This window comes from Variovorax sp. NFACC27 (genome assembly GCF_048301545.1).
Lineage (GTDB): Bacteria > Pseudomonadota > Gammaproteobacteria > Burkholderiales > Burkholderiaceae_C > Variovorax > Variovorax gossypii.
The window spans coordinates 3,839,442-3,865,417 of record NZ_CP157613.1; the positions used below are offsets into that span (position 1 = coordinate 3,839,442).

Genomic DNA, 25,976 nt, shown 5'->3' on the forward strand with positions numbered 1-25,976 from the left:
TTCCCGCCACGCAGCCGCGAACGCAGGAAGCCGGCTTGTTCCGCGACGTTGCTCCCAACGCGGGCGCTACGCCGCTGAACGTCGCTGATCGGCCCGTCATTTCACGCGCGGCGCGGTGGTTTGCCGCCCCGTGAACGCGTCTATACGATCCCGCGCCTTGCCCTCACGAAAGGACTGCGCGGGTGCCTCCGAAGACTGCTTTCTCCTCATCCTCCAATGCCGATCTGCAGCGGCGCAGCCGGCTCCACGTCTGGCATCCGTGCACGCAGAGCATCCGGCTCGAAGCGGTGCCGCCGCTGCCCATCGCGCGCGGCGAGGGCGTGTGGCTCTTCGACCAGGAAGGCCGGCGCTACATGGACGCCACCAGTTCGTGGTGGGTCAATCTCTTCGGGCACGCACATCCCGCGATCAACGACGCACTGAAGCAGCAGCTCGACACGCTGTCGCACGTGATGCTCGCCGGCTGCACGCACGCGCCCGCGGTGGAGCTGGCCGAGCGGCTCTCCGCGCTCACGGGGCTGGCGCTGGGCCACTGCTTCTATGCGTCAGACGGCGCTTCGGCGGTGGAGATCGCGCTGAAGATGAGCTTCCACTTCTGGCGCAACGCGGGTCGTAGCGGCAAGCGGCGCTTCGTCGCGCTGAAGCAGGGCTATCACGGCGAAACGCTGGGCGCGCTGCACGTGACCGACGTACCGGTGTTCCGCGACGCCTATGCGCCCTTGCTCGCGAACGCGCACCTGGTCGCCTCGCCCAACGCGCGCAACGCACGTGCGGGCGAGGGCGCGGCCGATGTCGCACGCCGCGCGGCCGCCGAACTCGAGGCGCTGCTGGCCGAACAGCACGGCACCATCGCCGCCGTGATCGTCGAGCCGCTGGTGCAGTGCGCTACCGGCATGGCGATGCACGATCCCGAGTACCTGCGGCTCGTACGCGCCCTGTGCGACCGCCACGGCGTGCACCTCATCGCCGACGAGATCGCGGTGGGCTGCGGGCGCACCGGCAGCTTCTTCGCCTGCGAGCAGGCTGGCATCTGGCCCGACTTCCTCTGCCTGTCGAAAGGCATCAGCGGCGGCTATCTGCCGCTCGCGCTGGTGATGACGCGCGACGCCATTCACGACGCCTTCGTCGACGACGACGCGGCGCGCAGCTTCCTGCATTCGCATTCATACACCGGCAACGCGCTGGCCTGCCGTGCTGCGCTGGCCACGCTCGACCTGTTCGAGTCGGAAGACGCGCTGCGACGCAACCGCGACCGCGCGGCCCGGCTGCTGCAGCGGCTGCGCGACGGGCTCAAAGGCCAGCCTGTAGACCACCTGCGGCAGCGCGGAATGATCACCGCCTTCGACGTGCGCGAGCCGGGTGCGCGCTTCGCCGAGCGCTTCCACCTGGCAGCGCGCGCGCAGGGGCTGCTGATGCGGCCGATCGGCAACACCGTGTACCTGATGCCGCCCTACGCGATAGGCGACGGCGAGATCGACCGGCTGGTCGACGGCACGCTGGCCACGCTGAAGGCCACCATGGAAAACAACCCGAAGGAAGGAACCCACGATGTCGCGCTTGCTTGACCGCCTGCAGGAAGAGATCGACGCGCTCGATGCCATGTCGCTGCGCCGCAGGAGGCAGATTGCCGAAACAGCCTGCGCGCCGGAGCAGACCCTCACGCTGGCAGGCGCCGCCGCGCCGCGCACCATGCTCGGCTTCAGCAGCAACGACTACCTCGGCCTCGCGGCGCATCCGGCGCTCGCCAAGGCATGGGCCGAAGGCGCCGCGCTCTACGGCACGGGCAGCGGCGGCTCGCACCTGATCCTCGGCCACTCGCGCGCCCACGCGCAGCTCGAGGAAAGGCTCGCGGACTGGATGTCGCCCTTCATCCCGCAGGCGCGAAGCCTGTTCTTCTGCACCGGCTACATGGCCAACCTCGCGGTGCTGTCGGCGCTGGGCGGGGCCGATGCGGTCATCTTCTCGGAATCGCTCAACCACGCTTCGCTGATCGACGGCGCGCGGCTCGCCAAGGCGCGCGTCGAGCGCTATCCGCATTGCGACGTGGCCGCGCTCGACGCCCAGCTCGCCAGCTGCGATGCGCCGGTGAAGATCATCGTGAGCGACGCGGTGTTCAGCATGGACGGCAACATCGCGCCGGTGCCCGAACTGCTCGCGCTGGCCGAGCGGCACGACGCATGGCTGGTGATCGACGACGCGCACGGCTTCGGCGTGCTCGGCGCCACGGGGCGCGGCGTACCCGAAGCCCTGGGCCTGCGCTCCGAGCGGCTGGTGCTGGTCGGCACGCTGGGCAAGGCGGCGGGCGTGTCGGGTGCCTTCGTGGCGGCGCACCGCACCGTCGTCGACTATCTGGTGCAGCGCGCGCGGCCGTACATCTTCACCACGGCCGCACCGCCGGCGGTTGCGCATGCGCTGCTTGCGAGCCTGGCGCTCATCGAGGGCGAGGAGGGCGCTGAGCGTCGCGCCCGGCTGCTGGCGCGCATCGCGCAGTTGCGCAGCGGCCTGAAGGCGGTGCTGCCGGCGGACGGCAGCGCATGGCTGGCCGAGTCGCCCACTGCGATCCAACCGCTGATCGTGGGCGACAACGCACGCGCGATGCGGATCATGGCGCAGCTCGACGGCCACGGCCTGCGCGTCGGAGCGATCCGCCCGCCCACCGTGCCGGCAGGCACCGCGCGGCTGCGCATCGCGCTGTCGGCCAGCCACGGCGAAGGCGATGTCGCGCGGCTGGTCGATGCATTGGGCGAGGCCCTGTTCCGGCCTGCGAAGGAAGCCGCATGACGCACCGGGCGTGGTTCGTGACCGGCACCGACACCGGCATCGGCAAGACGCTCGTCAGCAGCGCCATGCTGAGCCTGCTGGCCGGCTCGGGCCTGCGCGCGGTCGGCATGAAGCCGGTGGCGGCGGGGCTGGAAGAAATCGACGGTGAATGGCGCAACGAAGACGTGGAGCAGCTGCGCGCCGCCGGCAACGTCGATGCCCCGCTGGCGCTGCGTTGCCAGTACCTGCTGCGCGCGCCGATGTCGCCACACCTCGCGGCGCGGCAGGAAGACGTGCGCATCGAGCTGCAGCCGATGCTTTCGGCGTTCGACGAGCTTTCGGCGCGTGCCGATGCCGTAGTGGTGGAGGGCGTGGGCGGCTTCTGCGTGCCGTTTGGCGACGACCTCGACAGCGCCGACCTGGCCGTGGCACTGGGCCTGCCCGTGATCCTGGTGGTCGGCCTGCGGCTGGGCTGCCTCAACCATGCGCTGCTGAGCGCCGAGGCCATCCGCGCCCGAGGGCTGGTGCTGGCGGGCTGGGTGGCGAGCATGGTCGATCCGTCGATGCTCGCGCCGCAGGCCAACCTGCAGACCCTGCGCGCGCGGATCGGCGCGCCCTTGCTCGGCATCGTGCCGCACCTGGAGCGGCCCGATGCGGCCGGCGCCGCCCGCCACATCGACCTGCGCGCGCTGCGGGCGACGGCGGCGCATGCCGCGCGTCACCCGATGCGGGAGACGTCGGAGACGACGGCCTCAGCCGCGGCGGCCTGACTCTTCCAGCCGCTTGCCGCGCACGCCGCCCTGGCGCTCGAGCATCCAGCCGGGGTATTCGGCCGGCAGCGCGCTCACCTTGTCCAGCGTGGCGAGCTCGTCGGCCGTGAGCTTGATGGCGGTGGCCGCGATGTTGTCGTCCAGCTGCTCGGCGCGCTTGGCGCCGATGATCACGCTGGTCACCACCTGCTGGTGCAGCAGCCATGCCAGCGCGATCTGCGCGACCGACACGCCGCGTGCTTCCGCCAGCTGGCGCATCACGTCGATGCAGTCGTCGGCGCGTTCGACGTTCACCGGCGGAAAGTCGAAGGTGGTGCGGCGGCTGCCTTTCTCCGCTTCGGTGTCGCGGCCGTACTTGCCGCTCAGCAGGCCGCCCGCCAGCGGGCTCCACACCATCAGGCCGACGTTCTCGCTGCGCAGCAGCGGCACCAGCTCGCGCTCCAGGTCGCGCCCGGCGATGGTGTAGTAGGCCTGCAGCGACTCGAAGCGCGCCAGCCGGTCGCGCTCGGCGATGCCCAGCGCCTTGGCGATCTGCCAGGCCGCCCAGTTCGAGACGCCCACGTAGCGCACGTGGCCCTGGCGAACCAGGTTGTCGAGCGCGTGCACGGTTTCCTCGATGGGCGTGACGGGGTCGAAGCCGTGGATCTGGTACAGGTCGATGTGGTCCAGCTGCAGGCGCTGCAGGCTGGCCTTCACGCCGTCCATGATGTGAAAACGCGAGGCGCCGGCGGAGTTGACGCCCTTGCTGCCGGTTTCGCCCAGCACCTTGGTGGCCAGCACGAAGCTGTCGCGCGGCACCTTGAGGTTCTTCAGCGCCTGGCCAGTGATGACTTCGGACTGGCCTTCGGAATACACGTCCGCCGTGTCGATGAAGTTGATACCGGCGTCCAGCGAGCGGCCGATCAGCCCCTCGGCTTCTGACTGCTGGAGGTTGCCGATCTGGCCCCAGATGCCGGAGGAGCCGCCGAAAGTCATGGTGCCGAGGCACAGTTCGGAAACGAAAAGGCCGGTGCGGCCGAATTTGCGGTACTGCATGGAGAAATGTTCCTTTGCGATGGAGGCGTCCGTGCCCGGTCCGGTAGATGCCGCAGGAGCACGGAAGGCCTGAAAAAGTATCCCGCCGCGGCCCGGCCGCCGGCGCGCGCGTTCCTGCAAAGGTCTTGCCTATTTCTCCAGACCTCCCCCGCGGCGCGTGCGAAGCGGGGAGAGCGGCGCTAAGCTCCGATCCGCTCATTCCTCCAGGGGGCAATCCGCCCCTGCCTGCCGGTTCCTGCCGGCCCCATCGTGACAAGGTGCCCGAACATGTCCGACGAAACACCCGAAATCGCAGCCGCCATCGCCCAGCCGATGCCGCTGGAACCCGAACTCGACGACGCCCGCAAGGAACTGGTGGCGCTCATCGAGCACATCACCCGAGGCCAGGAGGGCACGGTCGTCACGGCCGTGCCCGGCCTGCAGGTGTTCTGCATCCGCAAGCCCGAAGGGCCCAAGCACGGCTTCGCGTCCCCGGCGCTGGGGCTCATCGCGCAGGGCTCCAAGCGGATCATCGTGGGCGACGACATCTACGTGTACGACCCGATGCACTACCTCGTCACCTCGGTCGACCTGCCGGTGTGCGGCCAGGTCTGCGTGACGAGCGAGAGCGAGCCCTACCTGGGCGTGAGGCTGGAACTGGCCCTCGACGAGATCGGCGACCTCATCGGCGACGAGAAGCTGCCCGCCAAGGCCAACGCGCCGGCCTCGCGCGGCATGTACGTCAACCGCATCGCCATGCCCGTGCTGGAGCCGGTGCTGCGCCTGCTGCGGCTGCTCGACACGCCGGAGGACGTGCCCATCGTTGCGCCGCTCATCAAGCGCGAGATCATGTATCGCCTGCTGGTCAACGGAGAGGGCGCGCGGCTGCGGCAGATCGCCTTGCAGGACAGCCACACGCAGCGCATCACCAAGGCCATCAGCGCGCTGCGCATGAACTACGCCCAGTCGCTGCGGGTGGAAGACATGGCGCGGGCGGTGCACATGAGCGTGTCGTCGTTCCACCATCACTTCAAGGCCGTGACCGCGATGAGCCCGCTGCAGTACCAGAAGCAGCTGCGGCTGCAGGAGGCGCGGCGCCAGATGCTGATCGCCGGCGCCGACGTGGCGAGCGCCGCGCACAGCGTGGGCTACGAAAGCACCTCGCAGTTCGCGCGCGAGTACGGCCGCATGTTCGGTGCGCCGCCGCTGCGCGACAAGCGCCGCTGGCTGGGCGAGGCGGGCAACGACGCGATGGGCGCGGCGTCGATGGAAGCCGCCTGAAATTCGGGCATTGCGTGCCGCCCCCTTCTAGCACTTGCTGCGATTTCTTGCGCTGACGTGACCATGCACGTTCGGCGGAACTTCGTTATTGTTTTGCCCGCTGCAGCGACGCACCCGTCCGGACGGGAGAACTCAACAACACGGAGAAATGCATGCTTTGGGAAAAGAAGCTGGCGCAGTGGAGCGCCGGCGTGCGCGAACGCGCCAACCTGCCGGCGCGGCTCACCCTGTGGGATGGCCAGTCCTTCGACTTCGGCAACTTCAGCGGACCTTCCGTCACGCTGCACGTGAAGTCGCCCGCGGCGCTGTCGCTGATGCTGCAGCCCACGCTCGACAACCTGGGCGAGGCCTACGTCAAGAGCAAGATCGACATCGAAGGCAAGCTCAGCGACGTGATCGACATCGCCTACGGCCTGGCCAGGACGTCGATGGAAAAGCCCGGCGGCGCGCTGCAGAACATGGCGCGCTACTTCACGCACACCAAGTCCTCGGACAAGAAGTCCATCCAGTATCACTACGACGTTTCCAACGAGTTCTACCAGCTCTGGCTCGACCCGAACATGGTGTACTCGTGCGCCTACTTCGAGAACGGCGACGAAGACCTCGCCACCGCGCAGCTGAAGAAGATCGACCACATCCTCACCAAGATCGAGCTGAAGCCGGGCCAGACCCTGCTCGACATCGGCTGCGGCTGGGGTGCGCTGGTGATCCGCGCGGCGCAGAAGTTCGGCGCGCGCTGCGTGGGCGTGACGCTGTCGCAGAACCAGTTCGACCTCGCGACCGAGCGTGTGCGCGCCGCGGGCCTGGAAGACCGCATCGAGATCCGCCTGCAGGACTACCGAGACGTGACCGGCCAGTTCGACCGCATCACCAGCGTCGGCATGTTCGAGCACGTGGGGCGCAAGAACCTGCAGACGTACTTCAGGCACGTGCAGGAGCTCCTGGCCGACGACGGCGTGGTGATGAACCACGGCATCACCTCGTCCGACCCCGAGGGCGGCGGCGTGTCGTACGGCGGCGGCGACTTCATCGACCGCTACGTGTTCCCCAACGGCGAGCTGCCGCACATAAGCCTCGCGCTGCAGGCCATGCAGCAGGGCGGCCTCGAGGCCTTCGACGTGGAGAACCTGCGTCGCCACTACGCGCAGACTCTGCGCTGCTGGAGCGATTCCTACGAGGCCAACAGCGACAAGGCGCGCGCGCTCGTCGACGAAGAGAAGTTCCGCATCTGGCGCGTGTACCTCGCGGGCTGCGCCTATGCCTTCGAGAACGACGACGTGGCGATCTACCAGATCGTCGGGCGCAAGGCGGGCAGGGCGGCGAAGACGCTGCCCTGGTCGCGCCGCTACATCTACGACGGCACCTCGGCGCTGGCCTGAGCTTCAGGCGACGACGCCGGCCTCGATCAGGCTGCGCGCGCAGTCGACCACCGTGGCCTTCGCGGGGCGCGGCGCCCAGCCGAGCACCTGCTGCGCCTTCGCCGAGCTGAAGCTCAGCTTGCGGCCCAGCAGCGGCGTGACGTTGTGCAGCGCCTTGTCGAACACCGCGGCAAGGCGCAGCACGAAGTCGGGCAGCGTGCGCGTCGGCACCTTGCGGGCCTGCTCGCCGAGCCGGGCGCGCAGTTCGCCCGCGATGTCGGCCATCCACATGAAGTCGCGGATGGCGATGAAGCGCTGGCCCGCTGCCTCGGGCGCGGTCATGGCGCGGACGTGCAGGTCGGCGAGGTCGCGCACGTCGACGATGCTGAAGCCGATGCGCGGATTGCCCGGCAGCTTGCCGCCGAGAATGCGGCCGATCACCAGCACCGAGCCGAGGTTCTGCGAGCCCATCACCGGGCCGAACACCGCGCCGGGCAGCACGGTGGAGAGCGTCGTCTCGCCGCCATGGTCCTTCATGAAGTCCCAGGCCGCGCGCTCGGCGATGGCCTTGGACATCCGGTAGGCGTTGGTCTTGCCGGTGTCGTTCAGGTCGGTCCAGACGTTCTCGTCGGCTACGGCCCCTTCGTTGCTGCGCGAGGGCGTGGCAGCGGCGAGCGACGAGGTCATTACCACGCGCTTCACGCCGGCACGGGTCGCGGCGCGCAGCACGCGCAGGGTGCCGTCGCGGGCGGGCGCCAGCAGCGCATCGGTGCCCGAGGGCGAGTCGTTGCCCAGCGGCGAGGCCACGTGCAGCACGTAGTCGCAGCCGGCGACGGCCGCGTCCCAGCCGCTGTCGCTGGTGAGGTCGGCAACGTGGAAGCTCAGGCGGTCGTCGGCGCCGGCAACGACGGATGCGACGCTGGCGCGCACGCCGGTTTCCTTCGAAAGGCTGCGAACGGTGGTGCGTACCGTGTAGCCGCGCCGCAGGAGCTCGGCGATGCACCAGCCGGCGACGAAGCCGGTTCCGCCGGTGACGAGAACGGTCGATGAAGGTGCGAGGGGCGATGGATTCATGGGTCGTGTTCTATGGGGCGTGTTCTTCCTTGGCCCCGACTCTAGGCTCGAGGAATCAAACGATGAATGCGCTCCAGTGCGCTTTTTTTGCGCGATAGTCCGGAAATGAGCGCAGACCCCTTTTCCGAAATCATCCGGCTGACCAAGGCGCAGACCGTCGTCTCGGCCGTGTTCTCGATGGGCGGCCCGTGGTCGGTGCGCTTCCCGGCCTTCGACTACATCAAGTTCTTCGCGGTGGTGAAGGGCGTGTGCTGGTTCATGGCCGAGGGCGAGCAGGAGCCCTTGCGGGTGGAGGCCGGCGACGTGGTGCTGTTCTCGCAGTGCAGGCCCTTCGTGGTGGCGAGCGACCCGGACCTGCCTCCGGTGGAGGCGGCCAGCCTGCTGACCGGCGGCTTCAGCGGCATCGCGCGTTTCGGGGAAGGCGAGGACCACGTACAGATCGGCGGAAAGATCAGGCTCGACCCGCACGCCGGCGCGCTGCTGGCGGACATGCTGCCGCCGTGGATCCACGCAAGGGCCTCGTCGCCGCAGGCCCCGGTGCTGCAATGGCTGCTCGACCAGATCGTGCGCGAGCGCGAAGGCGAACTGCCCGGTGCCGGTGTCGCGTCGGCCCAGCTCGCGCAGCTGATGTTCGTGCAGCTGCTGCGCGCGCACATGGCGCAATCGCAACCCGATGCGCTGCCCGCCGGCTGGCTGCGCGCGCTCGGCGATCCGCGCATCGCGCCCGCGCTGCGGCTGATGCACGGCGATCCGGCCAGGGCCTGGCAGCTGGAAGAGCTGGCGCATGCTGTGGCCATGTCGCGCACCACCTTCGCCACGCGCTTCAAGGCCGCGGCCGGCGTGCCGCCGCTGACCTACCTGCACAACTGGCGCATGCGCCTGGCCGAGCAGGGCCTGCGCGAGGGCACAACGTCGCTGCTCGCATTGGGCCTGTCGCTCGGCTACACCTCGGAAAGCGCGTTCAGCAACGCCTTCAAGCGCAGCGTGGGCGTGTCGCCCAAGCGCTATCGCGATGCCGCGAAGGCCGAAGCGAAGAGTCTGCCGGAGGCCAGTCTTAGCCCAGCCTGAGGAACGGGCCACGCCCGAGAGCCCGAGCGGGGGACAGGGGCTCATGCCGTCTATAGCATGCACGGCTCATGACCTCCACGCCCCAAAGAACAACAAGCCGCCCACTGGTCATCGCCTCGATCATGGCCTCCATGGCGATGGTGGCCATAGAAGCCACCATCGTCTCCACCGTGATGCCGCAGATCGCCTCCGAGCTGGGAGGTCTGCATCTCTACAGCTGGGTGTTCGCCTCCTTCCTGCTGGCGCAGACCGCGATGACGGTGGTGTTCGGCAAGCTCTCCGACCTGTACGGCCGCAAGCCCATCATGTTCGTGGGCATCGCGGTCTTCGTCATCGGCTCGGTGCTGGCGGGCTTCTCGTGGTCGATGCCGGCCATGATCTGCTTCCGGCTCATCCAGGGCATCGGTGCGGGCGCGATCCAGCCGGTGTCGCTCACCATCGTGGGCGATCTCTACCCGGTGCGCGAGCGCGGCAAGGTGCAGGGCTGGCTCGCGAGCGTGTGGGCGGTGTCGGCGGTGGTGGGGCCGATGATCGGCGCGCTCATCGTGCAGAAGCTCTCGTGGGCGTGGATCTTCTGGGTCAACGTGCCCATCGGGCTGGCCGCCGCGGCGGGCTTCTGGCTCTTCCTGCACGAGGCGCCGACGGTGCGGCGCTCGTCCATCGACATGGTGGGCGCGGTGCTCTTCACCATCGGCATCGCGGCGCTGATGATCTCGCTCACCGAATTCGGCGTGGGCAACTCGGGCGTGGCGCTCGCGTGGGCCGGGCTCTTCGTGGTCACGCTGGTGCTCTTCATCGCGCAGGAGCGTCGCGCGGCCGACCCGATGGTGTCGCTGCGCCTGTGGGGCGCACGCATGATCGCCACCGTCAACGGCGCGGCCATGCTCGCCGGCATGGTGCTGATCGGCATCACCACCTTCCTGCCGATGTACGTGCAGGTGGTGCTGGAGCGCTCCTCGGTCACGGCCGGCCTCACGCTCACGATGGTGATGCTGGGCTGGCCCATCGGCGCGACGCTGACCTCGCGCACCTTCCATCGCATCGGCCTGTGGCGCATGGTGGTCGCCGGCGCGGCACTGATCCCGGTGGGCACTTCGACGTTCGTGCTGCTGGGGACGGGGAGCTCACCGGTGCTGCCTGCGGTCGGCTCCTTCATCATCGGACTGGGCATGGGCGTGATGAGCCTGAGTTCGCTCATCCTGATCCAGGAGGGCGTCGACCTCGCGCAGCGCGGCGTCGCCACGGCCTCGAACGTGTTCTCGCGCAACCTCGGCAGCGCACTGGGCGCGGCCTTCTTCGGCGCGGTCTTCAACTTCGGGCTTACACACGGCGATGGGCGGCCGATGTTCAGCGACGAGCAGCTGCGCATGCTGCTGCAGGGCGTGCACGGCTCGGTCGCGGGCGACGCCGGCATCCGGCTCGCGCTGGGCGGCTCGCTGCATCTCACCTTCGTGATGATGCTGGTCGTGAGCCTGGGCGTGATCGCGCTGGCCCTGTTGCTGCCCAGGGAAGGGCTGGTGGAGAGCCGCGCGGTGGCGGCTGGGGAGGCCGCGCCGAAGTAGCCCCCTTCAGGGCGCCTGCAGCGACTTCTTCATGAGCGCCAGGTAGAAGCCGGGCGCGTAGTCGTCGATGCGGGCGTATTCCTCGTAGCCCTGCTTCAGGTAGAAGCCGCGCGCCTGCCATTCGAAGGTGTCGAGCTTCGCATTCGTCGCGCCCAGCGCGATGGCCTGCCGCTCGGCCTCGGCCAGCAGCCGGCTGCCGAGACCCGCGCCCCGGGCGTCTTCTTCCACGAACAGCACTTCGATGTTGAGCCAGTACAGGAAGACGAAGCCGCGCAGCCCGCCCAGCAGGCGGCCGTTTTCGTCCTTCGCGTTGAGGCGGATGTACTTCTGCTCGGGATACTCGCCGACGAAGCCGTAGTTGTAGTGGCGCAGCTTGCGGCCGAGCTCGCCGGAGCGAAGTTCCTCGTCGGTGGCGGGCGAGATGGTGATGTTCATGGCGGTCGCTGCCTCGGTCTTGCGGAGGCGGCATTCTGCCCGCGCCCGCACAAGCCGCATATCGATGCGCGCTTTCCTTCTTTGTGCGCGGCGGCGCCCGTTGATACGGTCTCGGTCTTTGCACTGCGAGGCGATCGACCATGGGCGCGAGGGATTTCGAGCGGCATCTTCTTTCCGGGGCGGACGGCTCCGCGCGGCACGAGGCCGACGTTCTGGTGATCGGCGGCGGCCCGGCCGGCGCATGGGCCGCCGTGAGCGCCGCCGCGCAGGGCGCGCGCGTGCTGCTCGCCGACAAAGGTTTCTGCGGCACCTCGGGCGCGACCGCGCCTTCGGGCACGGGGCTGTGGCACGTGTCGCCCGAAGGCAAGGCGCGCGAGGAGGCCAAGGCCAGCCGGCTCGCGATGGGCGGCCATCTCGCCGAGCACGCATGGATGGACCGCGTGCTCGAGCAGACCTGGGTCAACGTCGAACGGCTCAAGGACTGGGGCTATCCCTTTCCCGCCGACGACCAGGGCGCGCTGCGCTGCACCTCGCTGCAAGGCCCCGAATACATGCGCCTGATGCGCAAGCGGGTCAAGGAGTCGGGTGCGCGCATCCTCGACCACAGCCCCGCGCTCGAGCTGCTGGTGGACGAGCACGGCACCGTCTGCGGCGCCACCGGCGTGAACCGCCAGACGGGCGAGAGCTGGGTGGCGCGCACCGGCGCCGTGGTCATCGCCACCGGCGGCTGCGCCTTCCTGAGCCGCGCGCTGGGCTGCAACGTGCTCACGGGCGACGGCCAGCTGATGGCGGCCGAAGTGGGCGCGGCGCTCTCTGGCATGGAGTTCTCGAACGCCTATGGGCTCGGGCCTGCGTTCTCGTCGGTCACCAAATCGCTGTTCTACAACTGGGCGACCTTCTACACGGCCGACGGCGTGGCGATCGAGGGCGCGGGCTCCTCGAAGGGGCGCGGCGTGATCGCGCAGACGCTGCAGTCGCAACCGGTGTTCGCATGCCTCGACCGCGCCGACGCGCAGATCCGCGCGTGGATGCGCACCGCGCAGCCCAACTTCTTCGTCTCCTTCGACCGGCAGGGCATCGACCCGTTCACGCAGCACTTCCCGGTGACGCTGCGGCTCGAAGGCACGGTGCGCGGCACCGGCGGCCTGCACCTGGTGGACGACAGCTGCGCCACCTCAGTGCCCGGCCTCTACGCGGCGGGCGACGCCGCGACGCGCGAGCTGATCTGCGGCGGCTTCACGGGCGGCGGCAGTCATAACGCGGCCTGGGCGCTGTCCTCGGGCTTCTGGGCCGGTGCGGGCGCGGCGGCCTTCGGGCGCGATGCGCGTGCCCGGTCATCGCAGCGCACCGTCTTGAGAGCTGGCGGCGTGGCGCTCTCGTCGCGCGGTGCCTCGACCTTCGATAGCCAGGAAGTGGTCCGCGCCGTACAGGCCGAAGTCTTCCCTTACGAGCGCAACTGGTTTCGCGAAGGCGACGCGCTGCGCGATTCGCTCTCGCGGCTCGATGCCCTCTGGGAGCGCCTGCGCACCAGCGCGCCTGCTGCAACCGCGACGGAAGCCGTGCGCGCCCGTGAGGCCGCAGCCATGCTCGTCACCTCGCGCTGGATGTACCGCAGCGCCTTGCAACGCACCGAGACGCGCGGCATGCACCGCCGGCGCGAGCACGGCAAGCTCGATCCGTCGCAGCGCCACCGGCTGCTCAGCGGCGGGCTCGACGAGGTCTGGGTGCAGCGGCATGCGGTAAAGGAAGAGGTGGCCGCATGATCGAAGTCATCAGCGCCGAACGCTGCACCGCCTGCAACATCTGCGTGAACGCCTGCCCGACCAATGTGTTCGAGACGGTGGAGGGCGGCCCGCCTCGCATTGCACGGCAGGACGACTGCCAGACCTGCTTCATGTGCGAGCTGTACTGCCCGGAAGACGCGCTCTACGTCGCGCCCATCGCCGACCGCAGCGCCACGGCCGAGGAGCGCGATGCCGCCGCCGCGGCCCTGATGGGCAGCTACCGCAGCGCCGTCGGCTGGGGCCGCGGCCGGCAATCGACCGCATCGGCCGACGCGAGCTTCGAGCTGCTGCGGCGCGCGCACTGAATCTGTTTTTCTTCTCCAGAGTCTTTTCGATGTCCGATCTTCCAAGCCGCCGCCGCGTGCTGCGCGGCGCCGTCGCCGCGACTGCCGCTGCCGCCGCGAGCGCATTGCCAGTCTTCTCCATCGCGCAGCAGCAACAAGGCAGCGGCCAGGTGCTGCGCCTGGGCTACATCGGCCCCGGCAAGAAGCCCGCGAACGCCACCGGCTGGGCGTTGCGGCAAGGACACCTGCTGCGCGAGCTGGCGCCGCTGGGCTTCAGGGAAGTGACGACGCGCAATTTCCCGAACGGGCCCGACCTCAACGAGGCGTTTCTCTCGGGCGCGCTCGACGTCGGCATCTACGGCGACACGCCCGCCGTGGTGGCGCGCTCGCGCGGGCTCGACGGGCAACTCATCGGCTTCGACGCGGTGGGCATGAACGTCTGGCTGCTCACGCCGCGCAATGGCGTGCGCAGCGTGAAGGAACTCGAGGGCCAGTCCATCGGCGTGGCGCGCGGCTCCTACATGCATCGCTACGTGCTGGGCCTGCTTCGCGAGAACGGTCTGCAGAAGTTCGTGAAGGTGATCCACATGTTCCCGCGCGACGGCGAAGCTGCGCTCGACCAGGGCTCGATCGCGGCCTTCGCGGCGCAGATCGACGTGGGGCCGCTGCTGGCCTCGCGCGGTTATCCGGTGATCGACGAGGCCGAGAAGCATCCGACGCTGCGCGGCACATCGGTGATCGTCGCTTCGGGCAAGCTGCTGGCCGCCGCGCCGGGGCTGCCCGCAGCCTGGACGCGCGCCCGGCGGACCGCGCTGCAGGAGATTCACCGCAACAGCGCCGACTATTACGCCTTCCACTCCGAGGTGAGCGGCTTTCCGCTGGAGATCGTGAAGATCTCGCATCCGCTGTCGCACTTTCCCGAAGCTGCGTATCCGCCCGAAGGGCTGGCGCTGCTCGACGAGGTGAAGAAGTTCCTGCTGGCCGAGAACCTCGTGAACCGCGACTTCGCGCTGGCCGAATGGCGCGCCCCGCAGGCCTGAGGCGCTCCCCGGCTGCTCAGGAATGGCAGATGAAGCCGTCCTTGAGCAGCGTGATCTCGAACTGCAGGTTGCCCGCCCGCGCGCCGCGTGCCTGGGCCAGCGTGCCGTCGGCGCGCCACTGACGCAGCGCGGCGGCCAGGTAGTCGCGCGAGGCGGCGTCGCCCTGCGGCAGGCGGATGGCCGCATCCGACGGCGGGCGCAGGCCGCTCGCCAGCGGCTTGTAGAAGCGCCACTCGTCGTTCTTGAGCAGGCGCTCCAGCACTTCCGCGTCTTCGGCCAGCGCCGTGCATTCGCCGGCCATGAAGGCCGACACCGCGTGCACGGAAGAGGGGTAGCTGTGCGGCTCGGCCCCGAAGCGCAGCGACACCGCGCCGGCATAGCCAGAGCCTTCGCCCACGCAGACCGATGCGCCGCGCAGCGCTTCGGCATCCTGCACGCGGCCCTTGCGCAGCGCGACCACCAGGCCGCTGCCGGTGTCGTAGCTGCCGGGTGCCGCGTCGATGCCCTTGGGCGCGGCCGTCGTCGGCACGCCGGCGACCAGCAGGTCGACGCGGCCCTCGCGCAATGCGGCTTCCTGCGCGGCGACGTCCAGCCCCACGAGCTCGAGCTTCAGGTTCAGCGAGCGGGCCAGCTCGCGCGCCAGCGTGGCGTCGAAGCCATCGGGCTCCGGCGGCGTGGGTGCCTCGGGCGGCGCTGGCCGCGGGTAGCGGCGCACGCCGACGACCAGCGTGCCGCGTTCGATGGCCTTGGCCAGCACCGGCCCCTTGGGCAGTTCGCTCAGCCGGCTGCCCGAGGCCCAGGAAGCACCCAGACCCGCAAGCGCGGCGGCCGCGACCAGCGACACGCCGGCCAGCGCGAGCCGGCGACGACGCGAGGCGGGGGCGGAAGGGGCGGCGGCTTCACTCATCGAGGCTCAGCCCCCGCCGCCAGCGCAGCAGCCGCCGCTCCAGCAGCGCGAGCAGGTAGTTGAGCACCAGCCCCACCACAGCCAGCAGCAGGATGCCCGCGTACATGGTCGGTATCTGGAAGGTCTCCTGCGAGTTCAGCGTGAGAAAGCCCAGCCCCGAGTGCGCACCGATCATCTCGGCCGCCACCAGCGCCGTGATGCTGTAGGCGCCCGCCAGCCTCACGCCGGTGAAGATCGACGGCAGCGAGGCCGGAAGCACCACCTTGAAGAAGATGAAGCGCCGCGACGCGCCCATCGACAGCGCCGAGTTCACCAGCAGCCGGTCGACCTGCTTCACGCCACCCACGGTGCTCAGCAGCACGGGCCAGAACGAGGCCCAGAAGATGATCGCGACCTTCGACAGCTCGCCGATGCCCAGGAACAGGATGAACACCGGGAACAGCGCGAAGGCCGAGGTCTGCCGGAAGAGCTGCAGCACCGGATCGACGATGGCGGCCAGCCGCTTCGAGCTGCCGATCAGCAGGCCCAGCACCACGCCCGAAAAACTCGCCAGCACCAGCCCCCACAGCGAGCGCTGCAGACTGGCCGCCAGGTGCTTCCAGAGCTGGCCCGTGTCGACGAGCTGCGCGATGCTCGCGATCACGGCGGAGGGCGGGCTCAGGTAGGCGTCGCTCACGATGCCCAGGCGCGGCAAGGCCTCCCACAGCGCCAGGAAGATCACGATGCCGATGCCGCGCTCGGCCACCCGGCCGAAGCCGCGCGCGAGCTTCAGGAGCCGGTTCGGCGACCGGACCACCGGCGCGCCGAGCACCGCGCTCACGACACGACTCCTTCGAGCGACCTGGGCCGCAGGCCTATCTGCACTTCGTCTTTCAGCACTTCCCAGGCGCGCTGGCGCAGCGCCGCGAACTCGGCCGTGTGGCGCAGCTCCGCCGAACGGGGCCGCGCGAGCGGGATGTCGATGATGTCCTTGATGCGCCCGGGCCGCTGCGTCATCACCGCGACGCGGTCCGACAGGTACACGGCTTCCTCCAGGCTGTGCGTGATGAAGACGATGGTCTTGCGGTACTGCTCCCAGATGCGCAGCAGCTCGCCCTGCAGGATCTCGCGCGTCTGCGCGTCGAGCGCGGCGAAGGGCTCGTCCATCAGCAGCACGTCGGGCTTGTAGGCCAGCGAGCGCGCGATGGCCACGCGCTGCTTCATGCCGCCCGAGATCTCGTGCGGGTAGCGGTCGGCGAAGCCGTGCAGGCCGACCAGCTCCAGGTATTCGTGTGCGGTGCGGCGGCGCTCGGTCTTGCCGATGCCGCGTATCTCCAGCCCGACCGCGATGTTGTCCAGCACCGAGAGCCAGGGAAAGAGTGCATAGCCCTGGAACACCACGCCCTGGTTGCGGTTGATGCCCGAAAGCGGCTGGCCGTTGATGGCGATGCGCCCGCCGGTGCGCTCGGTGAGCCCGGCCAGGATGCCGAGAAAGGTCGACTTGCCGCAGCCCGAGGGCCCGAGCACCGAGAGGAACTCGCCCTCGTGCACGTCGAGGTCGAAGCCTTCGAGCACGCGAACGCGATCGCTCGCGCCGCGCGCCGCGTAGTCCATCCGCACGTCGCGGGCAGAGATCTTGATGCTCATCGGCGGGTGCTCAGGTCTTGGTGGCGAACGGGTTGAACTCGTTCGTGTACACGTCCTTCACCGACACCTTGCCGGCGGCCAGTTTGCCCTCGGACTGCAGGATGTCGATGTAGTACTGGATCGGCGGCTCGGTCACCACCAGGTCGTCGACGTAGGCATAGCGGTCGACGTTCTTCAGGTCCATGTTGATGCGCTTGGCCACCAGCTTGCGCGCTTCCTCGGTGTTGGCGTTGACCCAGTTGCCGGCCTTGGCCAGCGCCGCGACCACGTCGCGCACGGCTTCCGGGTGCTGGCGGATGAACTGGCCGTGCGCGCTGTAGGGCGCCATGCCGCCGAGACCGCCGTCCAGGTCGTAGTCGCTCCACAGGCGCACCAGCTGGTCGGCGTTGTCGGCGCGGCCGGAGAAGGGCGCGTGGATGATCGCCAGGTCGGTGTTGCGCGTCACCAGTGTCTGTTCGGCCTGCTCGTCGGGAATGACGACGAAGTTGATCTTGTTCACGTCCACGCCGTGCTGGCGCAGGTACTTCTTGGTGACGAACTCGGCGCATGCGCCGAAGCTGTTGAAACCGATGGTCTTGCCTTCGAGGTCCTTCGGTTCGCGGATGCCCGAGTCCTTGCGTACGAAGTACTTCATGTGCGGCGCTTCCTGCAGCGTCTTGCCGCCGGCGGCCACCACCTTCAGGTCGGCGCCCGAGGCGATGGCGGAGATCACCAGCGGCACCATGCGGCTGCCGAAGTCGATCTCGCCCGTGCCCACCAGCGGAATGATCTGCGGTGCGGCGATCTTGCCGACGTAGTCGGGGCGGGTGTTCGTGCCCTCGAAGTAGCCCAGCTCGTCGGCCAGATAGATCAGATCGAACGAGGGGTTGTTCGGGTACTTGAAGGCGACCTTGTCGCCGGTCTTCTTCACCACGGCCGGGGCGCCGCCAGCCGATGCGGTCTTGCCGCCTTCCTCGCGCGAGCAGCCCGCGAGCAGGGCGCCGCCGAGGCCTCCGACGGCGGCGAGCGAGGCGAAGGTCTTGAGCGCGTGGCGGCGCGAAGGAAGGGCGGGGGTCTCGATGGGCATGGCGGCACGCTCCCGCGGGGGAGCGCTCTTTCTGCAAGTTGGCGGAGCGCCGATGCTAGGAAGCGCCCCGCGCCGGGCCAACGAAGAAAACCGCCTATGCATATGCGACGACGGATAAGTGCGACAGCGGCGTGGAAATGCTTGCCCCGCCGGGCCTGCGGGGGCATCCTCGACGGCTCCTTTCCATCCTCATCCATCGTCAGGACAAGACACGCCCATGACCTACCACGCCGACTCCAAGCGCTACGACGCCATTCCCTACCGCCGCGTCGGGCGCAGCGGGCTCGTGCTGCCCGCCATTTCGCTCGGGCTCTGGCACAACTTCGGGGACACCACCTCCATCGCCACGCAGCGCCAGCTGCTGCGCACCGCCTTCGACCTCGGCATCAACCACTTCGACCTGGCCAACAACTACGGCCCGCCCTACGGCAGCGCCGAGACCAATTTCGGCCGGCTGCTGCGCGAAGACTTCAAGCCGTACCGCGACGAGCTCATCATCTCGAGCAAGGCCGGCTGGGACATGTGGCCCGGCCCCTACGGCCAGGGCGGCGGTTCGCGCAAATACGTGCTCGCGAGCCTCGACCAGAGCCTGAAGCGCCTGGGCGTGGACTACGTCGACATCTTCTATTCGCACCGCTTCGATCCGCACACGCCACTGGAGGAAACCGCCTCCGCGCTGGCCCAGGCCGTGCAGCAGGGCAAGGCGCTCTACATCGGCATTTCTTCTTACTCGGCCGGCAAGACGCGCGAGATCGCCGCGCTGCTGCGCGAGTGGAAGGTGCCGCTGCTCATCCACCAGCCGGCCTACAACCTGTTCAACCGCTGGATCGAGAAAGACCTGCTCAACGCCACCGACGAACTGGGCGCCGGCGTCATCGCCTTCACGCCGCTCGCGCAGGGCCTGCTCACCGACAAGTACCTCAACGGCATCCCGCCCGACGCACGCATCAACCGGCCCGGCGGCGGATCGCTGAAGCAGGAGCACCTGTCGGAGGCCAATGTCGAGCGTGCCCGCGCGCTCAACGAGATCGCAAGACGCCGCGGCCAGACGCTCGCGCAGCTCGCGCTGACCTGGACGCTGCGCGATCCGCGCGTCAGCTCGGCGCTGATCGGCGCGAGCCGGCCCGAGCAGATCGTCGACAACGTGGCCGCGCTCTCGCATGCGCCGCTGAGCGCCGAGGAGCTCGCCGAGATCGACAAGTACGCGGTGGAAGGCGGCGTCAATCTGTGGGAGAAGCCTTCGACCGATTTCGCCTGAATGTGCGCGTCACGATTCACGAATCGAATCAGGAAACTTGGAATCCGTCTTTGGCAGGAGCGGTGGTGCCCAGCAGAATCGGCGCAAGAAAGCATTTCGCGATTCACTGCCATGCAACTGCGCACCCACCATGTTTCCCCGGCCGCCCAGGCTCGCCATGTGATCGACCTGACGGCGAAGGCATGGCGCATTCCCCCGAGTTCACCGCATGCGCTGGCGCGCCGCGCACCGCACGGCTATGTGCCGTTGAGGGCGCTGCGCCGGCTGCGCGCGGCCACGATGCTGACCCTGCTGCCGCATTCGTGGTGAGCGCCATGTTGGGCCGTCGGGCCCGGATGGAGGCGAGGCCATGCTGATCGTCCTGGGCGGCTTGCCGGGCACCGGCAAGACCACCATTGCGCGGGAGATCGCCGCGCTCATTCCTTGCGCGTATCTGCGCATCGACACCATCGAGCAGGCGCTGCGCTCGACCGGCGCGGACGTAGGGCCGGCCGGCTACGTCGCGGCCTATGCGCTGGCCCGCTCAAATCTCTCGCTCGGGCAGACGGTCCTGGCCGATTGCGTCAATCCACTCCCGGTCACTCGCGAGGCATGGCGCGTGGTCGCGGCGGACACCTCTTCGCGCATCGTCGAGGTCGAGATCGTGTGCTCCGATGCTGCCGAGCACCGTCGCCGCGTCGAGCAGCGCAGCATCGACGTGCCGGGCCTCGTGCCGCCGACCTGGGAGGCCGTGCAGCGGCACGACTACGTGCCGTGGGGCACGCCGCATCTCGTCGTCGACACAGCTGCCCTCGGTGCGCACGAGGCCGCGAAATTGATTCTTTCGCACACACGCGACTGAGCATTCAGCAGATATCGATATAGAAATTCGGCGCAAACGATGCGCGCGATGCCCAAGAGAATTTGACGGAATTCTTTCAAGGGCATGTCCCGCCGCACATCGTGTCGTATTCGCTGTCCCTGCTCGACAAGAGCCTGATTCCCGAAGGTGCCGACGCCGCACAGGCGTTCCAGCACACCGTCTCGCTCGCGCAGAGCGCCGAGCGGCTGGGCTACTGGCGCTACTGGCTCGCCGAGCACCATGGCAACCGGAACTACGCAGGATCGGCGCCCGAGGTGCTGGCCGCGCACGTGCTCGCGAAGACATCGCGCATCCGCGTGGGCACCGGCGGCGTCATGCTGCAGCACTACAGCCCGTTCAAGGTGGCGGAGGCCTTCCGCGTGCTGGCCTCGCTGGCGCCCGGGCGCGTGGACCTGGGCATCGGCAAGGCGCCCGGCGGCCTGCCGCTGACCAGCAAGGCGCTTCAATGGCTGCACGACCCAGCGAAGACGAAGGGCGAGGACTTCGGCGTCCGGCTGTCCGAGCTCGACGCCTTCCTGCACGAGGGCATCGCCTCGGGGCATGCGCTGGCCGGAGCGGTCGCCACGCCCAATCCGCCGCAGCTGCCGCAGCGCGTGCTGCTCGGCGGCAGCCCCGAGAGCGCGGTGCTCGCGGCCCGGCTGGGCTGGCAGTTCGCCTATGCGGGTCATTTCAACGGCGACCCGGTGAACCTCGCACGATCGATCGAAGCCTATCGCGCGGAGACGGGGCGCGCCCCTTTGCTCGCGCTCTTCGCATTCGCGGCGGAAACGCATGAGAAGGCCGCCGAACTCGTGGGCGCACTGCGCAGCTTCCGCGTGCACCTGCCTACCGGCCAGAGCGTGAACCTGCCCAGCCTCGAAGCCGCGGCCGAGTTCGCACGGCAGGCCGGCGCGAGCGACTACCGGACCGAAGAACGCCGCCCCCACGTGATCGCCGGCACCGGCGAAGAGGTGCGCGATGCGCTCGATGCGCTGAGCGAGCAGTACGGCATCGAGGAGTTCGTCATTGACATCCCCGTGGCCGGCTTCGCGGAGCGCCATGCGTCCGTCGAGCTGCTGGCCAGGGCGCGCGAACCGGCAGCGCTGCCGGCCTGAGCCTTCCTTTCTTTCCTTCTCTTCTCCATCGAGCGAGCGACCGTCATGAGCAACAGCAACAACATCAGGTTCGGCGTCATGCTGCAGGGAGCCGGCAGCCACATGAACTCCTGGAAGCATCCGGGCGGGCCGGCCGACGCCAGCGTCAACCTCGACTTCTTCATCCGCACCGCGCAGAAGGCCGAGGCAGCGGGCATCGCCTTCGCGTTCGTGGCGGACGGGCTCTACATCAACGAGAAGTCGATCCCGCACTTCCTCAATCGCTTCGAGCCGATCTCGATCCTCTCTGCGCTGGCCACGGTGACCTCGAAGATCGGCCTCGCGGGCACGGTCTCCAGCTCGTACAGCGACCCGTTCACGGTGGCGCGCCAGTTCGGTTCGCTCGATCTCATCAGCGGCGGTCGCGCGGGCTGGAACGTGGTGACCACGCCGCTCGAAGGCAGCGCCAGGAACTACAGCCGTGCGCACCCCGAGCACGCGCTGCGCTACGAGATCGCCGACGAATACCTGGCCGTGACGCAGGGCCTGTGGGACAGCTGGGACGACGACGCCTTCGTGCGCGACCGCGAGAGCGGCCGCTTCTTCGACCGCGACAAGCTGCACACGCTCGACCACAAGGGGCGCTTCTTCCAGGTGTCGGGTCCGTTGAACATCCAGCGCTCGCCCCAGGGCCAGCCGGTGATCTTCCAGGCCGGCTCGTCGGATGCGGGCATCGGTCTGGCCGGCAAGTACGCGGACGCGGTGTTCACGCATTCGCCTTCGCTGGAGGACACACGCAGCTTCCTGCGGCAGGTGAAAGCCAGCGCCGTCGCGCAGGGCCGCCAGGCCGGTGACGTGAAGATCTTTCCCGGCATCGGCCCAGTGGTCGCGGCCACCGAGGAGGAAGCCGAGGCCAAGTACCGCGCCATCCGCGAACTGCTCACGGTGGAGGAGGCGCTGGCCTATCTCGGCCGCTTCTTCGACCACCACGATTTCAGCCAGTACCCGCTGGACGCGCCGTTCCCCGAGCTGGGCGAGCTCGGCCGCAACAGCTTCCGATCGACCACCGACCGCATCAAGGCGAACGCCAAGGCCAATGGTCAGACGCTGCGTGAGGTGGCGCTCGAGGTGGCCACGCCGCGCACGCAGTTCGTGGGCACCGGCGAGCGCATCGCCGACGAGATCATCCGCTGGGTGGACGAGGGTGCGGCCGACGGCTTCATCCTCGGCTTCCCGGTGCTGGGGCAGGGCCTGGACGACTTCATCGAGTTCGTGATCCCGGTGCTGGAGGCGCGCGGGCGCTACCAGCGCGAGCTGCCCGGCCAGACGCTGCGCGACCACCTGGGACTGCCGCGCAAGGCGAGCCGCTACGCGGCGCAGGAAGTCGCGCCCGCAGTGCAGAAGGCTGCCTGATGAGCGAACAGTTCCTCTACACCACGCCGCTCGATCCGCGAGCGAAGCCGCTGATCGAGGGCCTTACCTTCGAGTACGACAGCCGCTACGGCGACGTGATGCGCGAGCCGGGCCAGCCGCGCGAGATGGAGCGCTATCCGGCCGAGGCGTTCGCTCCGTCGCACGGCGGCAATTTCGTGCTGCTGCTGCGCGACGGCGTGGCCATCGGCGGCGGCGCGTTCATGCGCCACGACGAGCGCACGGCCGAACTCAAGCGCGTATGGACGCACGCGGACCTGCGCCGGCAAGGTCTGGCCAGCAAGGTGCTCGCGGAACTGGAAGCGCAGGTGCTTCGCCAGGGCTACGAGCGCATCTACCTGACCACGGGCTTCCGCCAGCCCGAAGCCGTGGGCCTGTACCTGGGCCACGGCTACACCGCGCTGTTCGATCCGCCCATCGATCCCGAGACGCCGCGCAAGCTGCCCTTCGAGAAATACCTGGACACCGGCCGTGCCCACGGTCACGTCCGTCCCGTGGCGCAGCAGATCGAGGCGGTGCAGCGATGAACACGACCGTCCTCGACGCCGGCACCGAGCCGCGAAGCCCCGCGCCGGTTCGCGCACCGCAGCCGCACCCGCAGCGCGCCGCGCCCGCGCCGGCACCCGCCAACGGCGACTACTCGCACTTCCGCGTCGTGCCCGCCCGCTACCCGGCGCGCACGGCAGGCACCATCTTCGCGGTGCTGGTCATCGGCATCGTGCTGCACTCGACGCTCACCAACCCGCGCTGGGGCTGGGGCGTGTTCGCGCAGTGGTTCTTCGCCGAACCGGTGCTGCAGGGCCTGGGCCGCACGCTCCTGCTCACGGCGCTGGGCGCGCTGCTGGGCTTCTTCTTCGGCACCGCGCTGGCGCTGGCGCGGGTGTCGCGTTCGCCGCTGCTGGCGCGGCTCGCGTGGGTGTTCACCTGGCTTTTCCGCTCGGTGCCGGTGATCGTTCTGCTGCTGATCATCAACAACCTCGGCTATCTGTACGAGACGGTGACGCTGGGCATTCCGGGCACCGACGTCACCTTCTTCTCGTACCCGACCACGCAGCTCATCAGCCCCTTCGTGGCGGCGCTGCTTGGCCTCACGCTGAACCAGGCGGCATTCGCCTCGGAGATCGTGCGCGGCGGCATTCTCTCGGTGGAGCAGGGGCAGCTCGAGGCGGCCGCGGCGCTGGGGCTGTCGCGCGGGCGGCAGTCGTTCCGCATCGTGCTGCCGCAGGCGATGCGCACCATATTGCCGACGGCCTTCAACGACATCATCGGGCTGGCCAAGGGCACGTCGAATCTCTACATCCTGGCGCTGCCCGAACTGTTCTACACGATCCAGATCATCTACCGGCGCAACCTGGAAGTGATTCCGCTGCTGATGGTGGCGACGGTGTGGTACCTCATCATCCTCACGGTGCTGTCTGTGGTGCAGCACTACGTGGAGCGGCACTTCTCGCGCGGCGCGCTGCGCAATCATCCGCCGGGCTCGAGGCTGGCGGGCCTGCTGCGGGGGCTGCGGCGCGCGAAGGCGCCGGCCGTGCCCGCGGCTGTAGAAGCGCCTGTTGCAGACGCTCCCGCGCAGGTGCCGCGCTGGACCGAGAAGCTCGCGCAGGGCGGCGAAGTCACGATCCACGGCGTCTCGAAGAGTTTCGGCGCGCTCAAGGTGCTCGACGACGTGACGCTGGGCGTGCCGCGCGGCAGCGTGACGGTGATCCTCGGCCAGTCGGGCTCCGGCAAGTCGACGCTGCTGCGCGCCATCAACCACCTGGAGCGCGTGGACGACGGCTTCATCGCCATCGACGGTGAACTCATCGGCTACCGCCGCGACGCGGACACGCTCTACGAGTTGCACGAGAAGGAAATTCTCAAGCGCCGCGTGGACGTGGGCATGGTGTTCCAGAACTTCAACCTGTTCCCGCATCTCACGGTGCTGGAGAACATCGTCGAGGCGCCGATCTCCGTGCGCGGCCTGCCGCGCGCCGAGGCCGAGGCGCTGGCTTCGGAGTTGCTGGTGCGCGTGGGCCTGGGCGACAAGACGCACGCCTATCCGCGGCAGCTCTCCGGCGGCCAGCAGCAGCGCGTGGCCATCGCCCGCGCGCTGGCTCTCAAGCCCAAGGTGCTGCTGTTCGACGAGCCCACCTCGGCGCTCGACCCCGAGCTGGTGGGCGAGGTGCTGGCTGTCATCAAGGAGCTGGCGCGCTCGGGCACCACGCTGGTCATCGTCACGCACGAGATCGGCTTCGCCCGCGAGGTGGCCGACACCATCGTCTTCATGGAGCGCGGCCGCATCCTTGAAACCGGCTCGCCCGACAAGGTGTTCAACGCACCGGAGCACCCGCGCACCGCCGAGTTCCTCGCCAAGGTTCTCTGATCGATCTTCTTTCCGTCCACTGCATTGCATCCCACATGAACCATCGCCGAAACATCCTGTCCGCCTTCCTGGTCGCGTTGCTGATGCCGCTCGCCGCATCGGCGCAGCCCGCGCCCGACCTGAGCCCCGAGCAGCCCGGCCGCCCGCGCGCGCAGAAGATCGAAGAGGCCGTCCGGCTCGCGAAGGACTTCAAGTTCCAGAAGGAGGGCGTGCTCGTCGTCGGTACCACCACCGGTCGCCTGCCGTTCGCCGCCTACGCCACCGACACCAAGACGCCGGTGGGCAACGCTCCCGACATCGCGCAGCTTGTTGCAGACAGCCTCGGCCGCAAGCTGGAGCTGGTGTCCACCGCCTGGGCCGACTGGCCGCTGGGCCTGCAGTCGGGCAAGTTCGACGTGGTGGTCTCGAACGTGACCGTGACCGAGGAGCGCAAGGAGAAGTTCGACTTCTCGACCTACCGCAACGACCAGCTCGGCATCTACGTCAAGTCGGACAGCAAGCTCGGAGCCATCAAGGAACCGAAGGACATCGCGGGCCTGAAGGTGATCGTGTCCGCCAGTACCAACCAGGAGCAGATCCTGCTGCGCTGGAACAAGCAGAACCTGGCTGCCGGCCTGAAGCCGGTGGAGATCCAGTACTACGACGACGATGTGGTGCAGCGCCTGGCGCTCCAGTCGGGCCGTGCCGATGCGTACCTGGGCCCGAACGCCATCGCGGCCTACGAGGCGCGCGACGGCAAGACGAAGCTCGCGGGCCTGTTCTCGGGTGGCTGGCCGCTGAATGCCGAGATCGCGGTCACCTCGCGCAAGGGCTCGGGCCTCGCAGACGCCGTCACGCTGGCGCTGAACACGCAGATCAGGAACGGCAACTACGCCAAGGCGCTGTCGCGCTGGAACCTGGAGTCGGAGGCCATCGAGGCCTCGCGCACCAACCCGCCGGGCCTGCCGAAGAACTGACG

Annotated in this window: 25 protein-coding genes; 18 read left to right on the forward strand and 7 right to left on the reverse strand. The window is 68.9% G+C overall.

The window, feature by feature from the left end; all coding sequences use genetic code 11:
- Positions 1–182: 182 nt before the first annotated feature.
- From bioA to bioD, 3 genes are read left to right on the forward strand one after another with little or no spacing between them, the layout of a single operon-like run.
- Positions 183–1,565 carry an adenosylmethionine--8-amino-7-oxononanoate transaminase gene (gene bioA / locus ABL840_RS18030; protein ID WP_093303152.1) on the forward strand — a complete coding sequence of 461 codons (1,383 nt, stop codon included), beginning with the start codon at positions 183–185 and terminating at the stop codon, positions 1,563–1,565.
- Positions 1,549–2,781 carry an 8-amino-7-oxononanoate synthase gene (gene bioF, locus ABL840_RS18035; RefSeq protein ID WP_093303155.1) on the forward strand — a complete coding sequence of 411 codons (1,233 nt, stop codon included), beginning with the start codon at positions 1,549–1,551 and terminating at the stop codon, positions 2,779–2,781. Before bioA ends, bioF begins: the two co-directional genes overlap by 17 nt.
- Positions 2,778–3,530: a dethiobiotin synthase gene (gene bioD / locus ABL840_RS18040; RefSeq protein WP_093303158.1), complete on the forward strand. Its 753-nt coding sequence runs from the start codon at positions 2,778–2,780 to the stop codon at positions 3,528–3,530. Before bioF ends, bioD begins: the two co-directional genes overlap by 4 nt.
- Here bioD and ABL840_RS18045 read toward each other — a convergent pair.
- Positions 3,513–4,565: an aldo/keto reductase gene (locus ABL840_RS18045; protein WP_093303161.1), complete on the reverse strand. Its 1,053-nt coding sequence runs from the start codon at positions 4,563–4,565 to the stop codon at positions 3,513–3,515. The two genes, bioD and ABL840_RS18045, sit on opposite strands and share 18 nt — an antisense overlap.
- A gap of 267 nt (positions 4,566–4,832) precedes the next feature.
- Here ABL840_RS18045 and ABL840_RS18050 point away from each other — a divergent pair, with 267 nt between their 5' ends.
- Positions 4,833–5,825 carry an AraC family transcriptional regulator gene (locus tag ABL840_RS18050; RefSeq protein ID WP_093195251.1) on the forward strand — a complete coding sequence of 331 codons (993 nt, stop codon included), beginning with the start codon at positions 4,833–4,835 and terminating at the stop codon, positions 5,823–5,825.
- A gap of 152 nt (positions 5,826–5,977) precedes the next feature.
- Positions 5,978–7,204 (forward strand): SAM-dependent methyltransferase, encoded by a 1,227-nt coding sequence (locus tag ABL840_RS18055; protein ID WP_093195250.1) that lies wholly within the window; start codon positions 5,978–5,980, stop codon positions 7,202–7,204.
- Between the two features lie 3 nt (positions 7,205–7,207).
- Here ABL840_RS18055 and ABL840_RS18060 read toward each other — a convergent pair whose 3' ends face one another.
- Positions 7,208–8,257: an SDR family oxidoreductase gene (locus tag ABL840_RS18060; protein ID WP_093303164.1), complete on the reverse strand. Its 1,050-nt coding sequence runs from the start codon at positions 8,255–8,257 to the stop codon at positions 7,208–7,210.
- A 105-nt stretch (positions 8,258–8,362) separates the two neighbouring features.
- Here ABL840_RS18060 and ABL840_RS18065 point away from each other — a divergent pair, with 105 nt between their 5' ends.
- A complete protein-coding gene (locus ABL840_RS18065) occupies positions 8,363–9,325 on the forward strand; it encodes an AraC family transcriptional regulator (protein WP_093303167.1) in 963 nt (320 codons plus the stop codon).
- Positions 9,326–9,393: 68 nt separating this feature from the next.
- Positions 9,394–10,887 carry an MFS transporter gene (locus ABL840_RS18070; RefSeq protein WP_093303170.1) on the forward strand — a complete coding sequence of 498 codons (1,494 nt, stop codon included), beginning with the start codon at positions 9,394–9,396 and terminating at the stop codon, positions 10,885–10,887.
- 6 nt (positions 10,888–10,893) lie between these two features.
- On the opposite strand, the gene ABL840_RS18075 is transcribed toward ABL840_RS18070, so the two are convergent.
- Positions 10,894–11,322, reverse strand: coding sequence for a GNAT family N-acetyltransferase (locus tag ABL840_RS18075; protein WP_093303322.1), 429 nt, complete (start codon positions 11,320–11,322; stop codon positions 10,894–10,896).
- Positions 11,323–11,462: 140 nt separating this feature from the next.
- On the opposite strand from ABL840_RS18075, the gene ABL840_RS18080 reads away from it, so the two are divergent.
- The 3 genes from ABL840_RS18080 to ABL840_RS18090 are packed head-to-tail and all read left to right on the forward strand — an operon-like array spanning position 11,463 to position 14,430.
- A complete protein-coding gene (locus ABL840_RS18080; protein WP_093303173.1) occupies positions 11,463–13,085 on the forward strand; it encodes an FAD-dependent oxidoreductase in 1,623 nt (540 codons plus the stop codon).
- Positions 13,082–13,411 carry a 4Fe-4S dicluster domain-containing protein gene (locus tag ABL840_RS18085; RefSeq protein ID WP_093195245.1) on the forward strand — a complete coding sequence of 110 codons (330 nt, stop codon included), beginning with the start codon at positions 13,082–13,084 and terminating at the stop codon, positions 13,409–13,411. The genes ABL840_RS18080 and ABL840_RS18085 overlap by 4 nt, the downstream gene beginning before the upstream one ends.
- A 29-nt stretch (positions 13,412–13,440) precedes the next feature.
- Complete coding sequence (locus ABL840_RS18090; RefSeq protein ID WP_093303176.1) at positions 13,441–14,430, forward strand: ABC transporter substrate-binding protein; 990 nt, start codon at positions 13,441–13,443, stop codon at positions 14,428–14,430.
- A gap of 16 nt (positions 14,431–14,446) precedes the next feature.
- On the opposite strand, the gene ABL840_RS18095 is transcribed toward ABL840_RS18090, so the two are convergent.
- Genes ABL840_RS18095 through ABL840_RS18110 form a run of 4 tightly spaced genes read right to left on the reverse strand, consistent with a single transcriptional unit; the run spans position 14,447 to position 18,029 of the window.
- On the reverse strand, positions 14,447–15,337 hold the full coding sequence (locus ABL840_RS18095; protein ID WP_093303180.1) for a substrate-binding periplasmic protein: 891 nt from the start codon (positions 15,335–15,337) through the stop codon (positions 14,447–14,449).
- Positions 15,330–16,157 carry an ABC transporter permease gene (locus tag ABL840_RS18100; RefSeq protein ID WP_093303183.1) on the reverse strand — a complete coding sequence of 276 codons (828 nt, stop codon included), beginning with the start codon at positions 16,155–16,157 and terminating at the stop codon, positions 15,330–15,332. The genes ABL840_RS18095 and ABL840_RS18100 overlap by 8 nt, the downstream gene beginning before the upstream one ends.
- Positions 16,154–16,963 (reverse strand): ABC transporter ATP-binding protein, encoded by an 810-nt coding sequence (locus tag ABL840_RS18105; RefSeq protein WP_093303185.1) that lies wholly within the window; start codon positions 16,961–16,963, stop codon positions 16,154–16,156. The genes ABL840_RS18100 and ABL840_RS18105 overlap by 4 nt, the downstream gene beginning before the upstream one ends.
- A 10-nt stretch (positions 16,964–16,973) precedes the next feature.
- Positions 16,974–18,029 carry an ABC transporter substrate-binding protein gene (locus ABL840_RS18110; RefSeq protein WP_093303188.1) on the reverse strand — a complete coding sequence of 352 codons (1,056 nt, stop codon included), beginning with the start codon at positions 18,027–18,029 and terminating at the stop codon, positions 16,974–16,976.
- A gap of 217 nt (positions 18,030–18,246) precedes the next feature.
- On the opposite strand from ABL840_RS18110, the gene mgrA reads away from it, so the two are divergent.
- From mgrA to ABL840_RS18150, 8 genes are all read left to right on the forward strand, one after another.
- On the forward strand, positions 18,247–19,287 hold the full coding sequence (gene mgrA, locus ABL840_RS18115; protein ID WP_093195240.1) for an L-glyceraldehyde 3-phosphate reductase: 1,041 nt from the start codon (positions 18,247–18,249) through the stop codon (positions 19,285–19,287).
- A gap of 111 nt (positions 19,288–19,398) precedes the next feature.
- Positions 19,399–19,596, forward strand: a complete 198-nt coding sequence (locus ABL840_RS18120; RefSeq protein WP_093303191.1) for a hypothetical protein — start codon at positions 19,399–19,401, stop codon at positions 19,594–19,596.
- Positions 19,597–19,636: 40 nt separating this feature from the next.
- Entirely contained in the window at positions 19,637–20,128 is a 492-nt protein-coding gene (locus tag ABL840_RS18125) for an AAA family ATPase (protein WP_093303193.1), read from the forward strand.
- Between the two features lie 101 nt (positions 20,129–20,229).
- Positions 20,230–21,243, forward strand: coding sequence for an LLM class flavin-dependent oxidoreductase (locus ABL840_RS18130; RefSeq protein WP_093303196.1), 1,014 nt, complete (start codon positions 20,230–20,232; stop codon positions 21,241–21,243).
- Between the two features lie 45 nt (positions 21,244–21,288).
- The gene (locus tag ABL840_RS18135) at positions 21,289–22,635 is read left to right on the forward strand and encodes an LLM class flavin-dependent oxidoreductase (protein WP_093303198.1); all 1,347 of its coding nucleotides are present in this window, start codon (positions 21,289–21,291) and stop codon (positions 22,633–22,635) included.
- Positions 22,635–23,180: a GNAT family N-acetyltransferase gene (locus ABL840_RS18140; protein ID WP_093303200.1), complete on the forward strand. Its 546-nt coding sequence runs from the start codon at positions 22,635–22,637 to the stop codon at positions 23,178–23,180. Before ABL840_RS18135 ends, ABL840_RS18140 begins: the two co-directional genes overlap by 1 nt.
- Positions 23,177–25,018 (forward strand): amino acid ABC transporter permease/ATP-binding protein, encoded by a 1,842-nt coding sequence (locus tag ABL840_RS18145; RefSeq protein ID WP_093303202.1) that lies wholly within the window; start codon positions 23,177–23,179, stop codon positions 25,016–25,018. The genes ABL840_RS18140 and ABL840_RS18145 overlap by 4 nt, the downstream gene beginning before the upstream one ends.
- A 35-nt stretch (positions 25,019–25,053) precedes the next feature.
- Entirely contained in the window at positions 25,054–25,974 is a 921-nt protein-coding gene (locus ABL840_RS18150; protein ID WP_093303204.1) for an ABC transporter substrate-binding protein, read from the forward strand.
- Positions 25,975–25,976: the final 2 nt, after the last annotated feature.